This is a genomic window from uncultured Romboutsia sp., from assembly GCF_958366745.1.
GTDB classification, from domain to species: Bacteria; Bacillota; Clostridia; order Peptostreptococcales; family Peptostreptococcaceae; genus Romboutsia; species Romboutsia timonensis.
On record NZ_CATXCO010000199.1, the window covers coordinates 1 to 4,323 of the forward strand.

Sequence of the window (4,323 nt, forward strand, 5' to 3'; positions counted from 1 at the left end):
AATTCTATCTTTAGTATCTTTAATAATCATAGTTATATTATCTATAGCTTTATCTATAAATAGTGTTTTTAATAAAAAATTTGAACAATACATTATTAGAAATAATGAAAATGAAATTTCTAATATAATTGATTCGATAAGGTCTAAATACGTTAATGGAGAATGGGAGTTATCTAGTATCCAGCAAATAGGAGAAGATGCAATAAGTAATGGCATATTTGTGGATTTATATGATAAAGATAGTAATTTAGTGTGGGGGGCAATGACCTATAATAAAAATATGTGTCATATGGTTATGGGAAGTATAGAGAACAATATGAACTATATGATAAATAAGAATAAAAGTAATTATACAGAAAAATTGTTTGAAATAAAGAATTTAGATAATGAAATTATTGGAAATATAAAAATAGGTTCATACGGATTACTTTACTATATGGATAATGATGTAGATTTTTTAAAAGAAATAAATAAGGTAATTACAAGTATAGGTATTGTAATGGTTTTAATAACAATATTTATAGCAATATTAATATCTAATAATATATCTAAGCCTGTAGAAGTTGTGTCCAATATGGCTAATTTAATTGGAGATGGTGATTATGATAATAAGATAGATTATGATAGCAATATAGTTGAAATTGATGTGCTTATAAAATCGATAAATAATTTATCAGCTAAATTAGAAGAACAAGAAAATTTAAGAAAGAGGTTAACAACAGATATATCTCATGAACTTAGAACGCCACTTACAAGTATACAAACACATTTAGAAGCTATGATAGATGGAATATGGGAACCTGATACAGAAAGGCTAAATAGTGTAAACGAGGAGGTAATAAGGCTTACTAATTTAGTAAATCAATTACAAAACTTAGCTAAGTTTGATAGTGAAAAAAGTAAATTAAATTTAGCTAAAGTAAATGTAAAAAACTTAATTATGAATGTGGTTTATAATAATCAAGGGAAGGCACTAGAAAAAAATATAAATATAGAGTGTGATTTAGAAAGTATAGATAGTTACTTAGATAAAGATAAAATATCACAAGTAATAGTTAATTTACTGTCTAATGCTATAAGATATACAAATAATGGTGGGAAGATTTTTATAAGTTCATATAAAGAAAATAATAATCTAAAAATACAATTTAAAGATAATGGTATAGGAATTCCGAAAGAAAATATAAAATATATATTTGAAAGGTTTTATAGAGTGGATGAGTCAAGAAGTAAAAATACAGGTGGAATTGGTGTTGGTTTAACTATTGTTAAGTCTATAATTGATTTACATCAAGGTACAATTGAGGTTAGAAGTGAGCTTAATAAAGGTAGTGAGTTTATAGTTATACTACCGAATCTGTAAAATAAAGTGTGTATTCTTCCCAAAAGTGCGATAATTAAATTAGATTATCCGAAGGAAGGTGCACACTTTTTATGTTAAACAAAAGTGAAATTTTAAAGAAACTTATACAAACTAAATACATAACAATACTTTCTTTATTATTATCTTTATCTAATAAATCAAGTTTAGGAATTTTTTTAGAAATCTTATCTACTCTAAAGGCTTTTTTATCTAGTATTTCACTAAGCTTCTCTTCTAATATAAAACTTAAATCATCTTTTTTATTAATATCTATTTTTATAAAAAAGTTATTTTCATAGTAAAGTATATCATTGTAATCATTTTTAACTACTATTCCTATAGTCTTTTTATCCATAAGCTCCCCTATAAATGTTAGTTAAACTTTATATAGTAATTATATACAATTATAGACAAAATATGGTAAATTCATGAAATATCTATATAGAAATAAAATAAATTTCACTATTTTCTCTAAATATTTTCTTCAAATACTTTAATTTATCACAAACCCTTATTTTCCTATAATTAATATCAAGAAGAACAAATCTTCTAATAAATAAACGGAGGTGGCTATATGGTTAATGAAATGAAAAATCCATCAAGCCTAAGAATAAAACTTGATTTAGGTATGGTAGATGGAAAAACAAAAGTAAAAAGCAAAACTTTTTCATCATTAAAACATAATGCTTTAGCGCAAAACGTATATGACGTTGGAGAGGCTTTAATGGCTCTTCAAGAATATGAAGTGATTGAAATAGCTAAGATAGATAACACTACTTTAGCTTAATATTAAATTTAAGGAGGTATAAATATGGAACAAACTAAAAGACTTTTAATGACTTTTAAAACTACTGATGATAAAAAAGTATCTTTATCAGTAGATAACCCAAGAGAAGATATTACAGAATCTGAAATAAAAGATGCTATGGATTTAGTAGTATCTAAAAATATATTTGCTCCAAATGGTGCTGATATAGTATCTGCTGTTGAGGCTAAGGTTGTTGTTACAGACACTACAGCCTATGACTTAGAGTTATAAAATTTACATTTAAAAAGCTATGCCAAGGTCCCCCCACCTTTGCATAGCTTTTAATTTATTGAAAGGATGTGCATTTATGAATTCTGAATTACAAACTCTTATAGCTTCTGTAGGATTTCCTATAGCCCTTAGTATGTATCTACTTGTAAGATTGAAGGAAAGCTTCAGACTTTATCTGATAGTATTAATGAATTATCTAAAAACATAATTGGTATGAAATAGCTAGACTTGGATACTGCCCCAGTTCTAGCTATTTTTGATGTGATTTAATCCGTAAGATACCAAACCTTTTATTCGCTTTATATTAAGATTATGAACTAATTTATATTATTGTAGTATTTATAATAAATATTATTAATACTCTAAAAAGTCTTTTAGTTTATTAAATTCTATTATATATTTTTCTTTTACTAAGTTTACTATATTAACTGCTGTTTCTTCATCATACATATGAGATGTCCTATTTCTATCTAACATCATCTCTATCCATACATCACCATTATTTATCAGCTTATGTTTAAATGCACATCTTATTGTACTTCTTGGTGCTAGTGCTTCATCTAGTATACCTTGATCTTCTAGGTATAGCTTCATTACTTTCCAAGCTTGTTCAAATGTAAATTCAAACCTTTGTATAATCCCATCTATTATAATATCATCTGATATATCCTTTTTAAGAGCTTCTTCCAACCTTTTTAATGCCTTATAGAAGTCTTCTTTTCTTTCATCTAACTTTTTAGCCCTTATATATTATTATCCCTTCATTTTTTATATTTTCAATTAGTTTTTCTTTTGTTAATTCATTAAAATTTAGTATATCAAAACTTAGAGGTGTGTTTACTTCTTCTATATCCATAGTTACTTTCGCTTGTATTAAATGTGTTATTTTTTCTCCGAATAAACATAAATCTATATCTGAATTATATTTATTATCTTGTCTAGCTCTTGAGCCAAATAATATTACTTGTTCTATTTCTTTATATTTTTTAAATATACTCTCTAACTCTAATCTTAGTTTTTCTTCAATCACTTAATCACCTCTTACTATAGAATACTAAATATCTATTTACATCCTTTAATTAATACTTTTAATGTTACAATAATTATACATTATACTTTTATATTAAACAAACTAAAATTAAAAACTATTCTACTCAAAAAATATTATTTCACAATTTATAACAATTGTGAACTTTCTTATATTTTAACATTAATCACACAATTATCTAAAATAGCCTATCAAAATAATCTAGAAATATATGCCTTCTAAATATGCATATATTCAATTAATAATTAGAGCTAATTATTTAACTATTTTTACTTTATAGCATCTTGAATATATAATAATGCAATTGTCATTGCATCAATTATCTTTTTTAAACGTGTATATGTTCCTGTACCTTCTTTTGCATTAATCATTGCCTTTTCACTTTTACGAATAATAGATGTAACTTGATCTACTGATTTTAATAATTCTTCTTGTGTATAATTATGTTCTTGGTTTGTAACTAAGGCCTTTGAAATATATAAAGCTTTTATACGATTTCTAGTAAGTGAAAATTGTGGTGTTCCTTCTTTTAATTTAGGCTGTATTTTTTCACAATTTAAAATTGTAGAATCTATAAGATTTAAGGTATCTTCTATTTGTTTATCTGTATATTGGTTCATTTTATTCCTCCTTGTTTAGTTTTCAATTTCAAAAACTAATAACTTATATATCATATCAAAACTTATGGATTAAATAAATATTCATCAAAATATATGTTTTAGTTAATAAAAAATTCGCTTCGCTCGAGCGACGTGTCGGCGAAACACTTCATGTCGCCAACGACTTCGTCCGTTGCTTGAGCCACTGCGTGGGCGAATCATTTCAAAATCTTTTTTACGCTCAAAACCAGTTGATTGATATTACTTACATTCA

The 4,323-nt window shown here is 25.4% G+C and carries 8 protein-coding genes; 4 read left to right on the top strand and 4 right to left on the bottom strand.

The annotated features are described in order from the left end of the window. On the top strand, nucleotides 1-1,363 hold a 1,363-nt coding region (locus tag Q5F54_RS11085), incomplete at its 5' end, for a cell wall metabolism sensor histidine kinase WalK (RefSeq protein WP_302334438.1). Between the two features lie 34 nt (nucleotides 1,364-1,397). Here the strand turns inward: Q5F54_RS11085 and Q5F54_RS11090 are convergent. Further along, entirely contained in the window at nucleotides 1,398-1,718 is a 321-nt protein-coding gene (locus Q5F54_RS11090; protein ID WP_071120624.1) for a hypothetical protein, read from the bottom strand. 219 nt (nucleotides 1,719-1,937) lie between these two features. On the opposite strand from Q5F54_RS11090, the gene Q5F54_RS11095 reads away from it, so the two are divergent. From Q5F54_RS11095 to Q5F54_RS11105, 3 genes are all read left to right on the top strand, one after another. After that, nucleotides 1,938-2,150 (top strand): DUF1659 domain-containing protein, encoded by a 213-nt coding sequence (locus Q5F54_RS11095; protein WP_071120625.1) that lies wholly within the window; start codon nucleotides 1,938-1,940, stop codon nucleotides 2,148-2,150. A 24-nt stretch (nucleotides 2,151-2,174) separates the two neighbouring features. Further along, nucleotides 2,175-2,402 (top strand): DUF2922 domain-containing protein, encoded by a 228-nt coding sequence (locus tag Q5F54_RS11100; protein ID WP_287937704.1) that lies wholly within the window; start codon nucleotides 2,175-2,177, stop codon nucleotides 2,400-2,402. Nucleotides 2,403-2,478: 76 nt separating this feature from the next. Beyond that, the gene (locus Q5F54_RS11105) at nucleotides 2,479-2,610 is read left to right on the top strand and encodes a YvrJ family protein (RefSeq protein ID WP_331562772.1); all 132 of its coding nucleotides are present in this window, start codon (nucleotides 2,479-2,481) and stop codon (nucleotides 2,608-2,610) included. 146 nt (nucleotides 2,611-2,756) lie between these two features. Here the strand turns inward: Q5F54_RS11105 and Q5F54_RS11110 are convergent, their stop codons facing one another. The 3 genes from Q5F54_RS11110 to Q5F54_RS11120 form a co-directional block, all read right to left on the bottom strand. Next, the gene (locus tag Q5F54_RS11110; RefSeq protein ID WP_281538626.1) at nucleotides 2,757-3,149 is read right to left on the bottom strand and encodes a nucleotidyltransferase substrate binding protein; all 393 of its coding nucleotides are present in this window, start codon (nucleotides 3,147-3,149) and stop codon (nucleotides 2,757-2,759) included. After that, a complete protein-coding gene (locus Q5F54_RS11115) occupies nucleotides 3,139-3,432 on the bottom strand; it encodes a nucleotidyltransferase domain-containing protein (RefSeq protein ID WP_281538621.1) in 294 nt (97 codons plus the stop codon). The genes Q5F54_RS11110 and Q5F54_RS11115 overlap by 11 nt, the downstream gene beginning before the upstream one ends. Nucleotides 3,433-3,719: 287 nt before the next feature. Further along, the gene (locus Q5F54_RS11120) at nucleotides 3,720-4,070 is read right to left on the bottom strand and encodes a hypothetical protein (protein WP_302334439.1); all 351 of its coding nucleotides are present in this window, start codon (nucleotides 4,068-4,070) and stop codon (nucleotides 3,720-3,722) included. Nucleotides 4,071-4,323: the final 253 nt, after the last annotated feature.

Bases quoted from the DNA above. Each gene is read 5' to 3' on its own strand.
- Q5F54_RS11095 (WP_071120625.1), top strand. From the start codon at position 1,938: ATGGTTAATGAAATGAAAAATCCATCAAGCCTAAGAATAAAACTTGAT.
- Q5F54_RS11090 (WP_071120624.1), bottom strand. From the start codon at position 1,718: ATGGATAAAAAGACTATAGGAATAGTAGTTAAAAATGATTACAATGAT.
- Q5F54_RS11120 (WP_302334439.1), bottom strand. From the start codon at position 4,070: ATGAACCAATATACAGATAAACAAATAGAAGATACCTTAAATCTTATA.
- Q5F54_RS11105 (WP_331562772.1), top strand. From the start codon at position 2,479: ATGAATTCTGAATTACAAACTCTTATAGCTTCTGTAGGATTTCCTATA.
- Q5F54_RS11100 (WP_287937704.1), top strand. From the start codon at position 2,175: ATGGAACAAACTAAAAGACTTTTAATGACTTTTAAAACTACTGATGAT.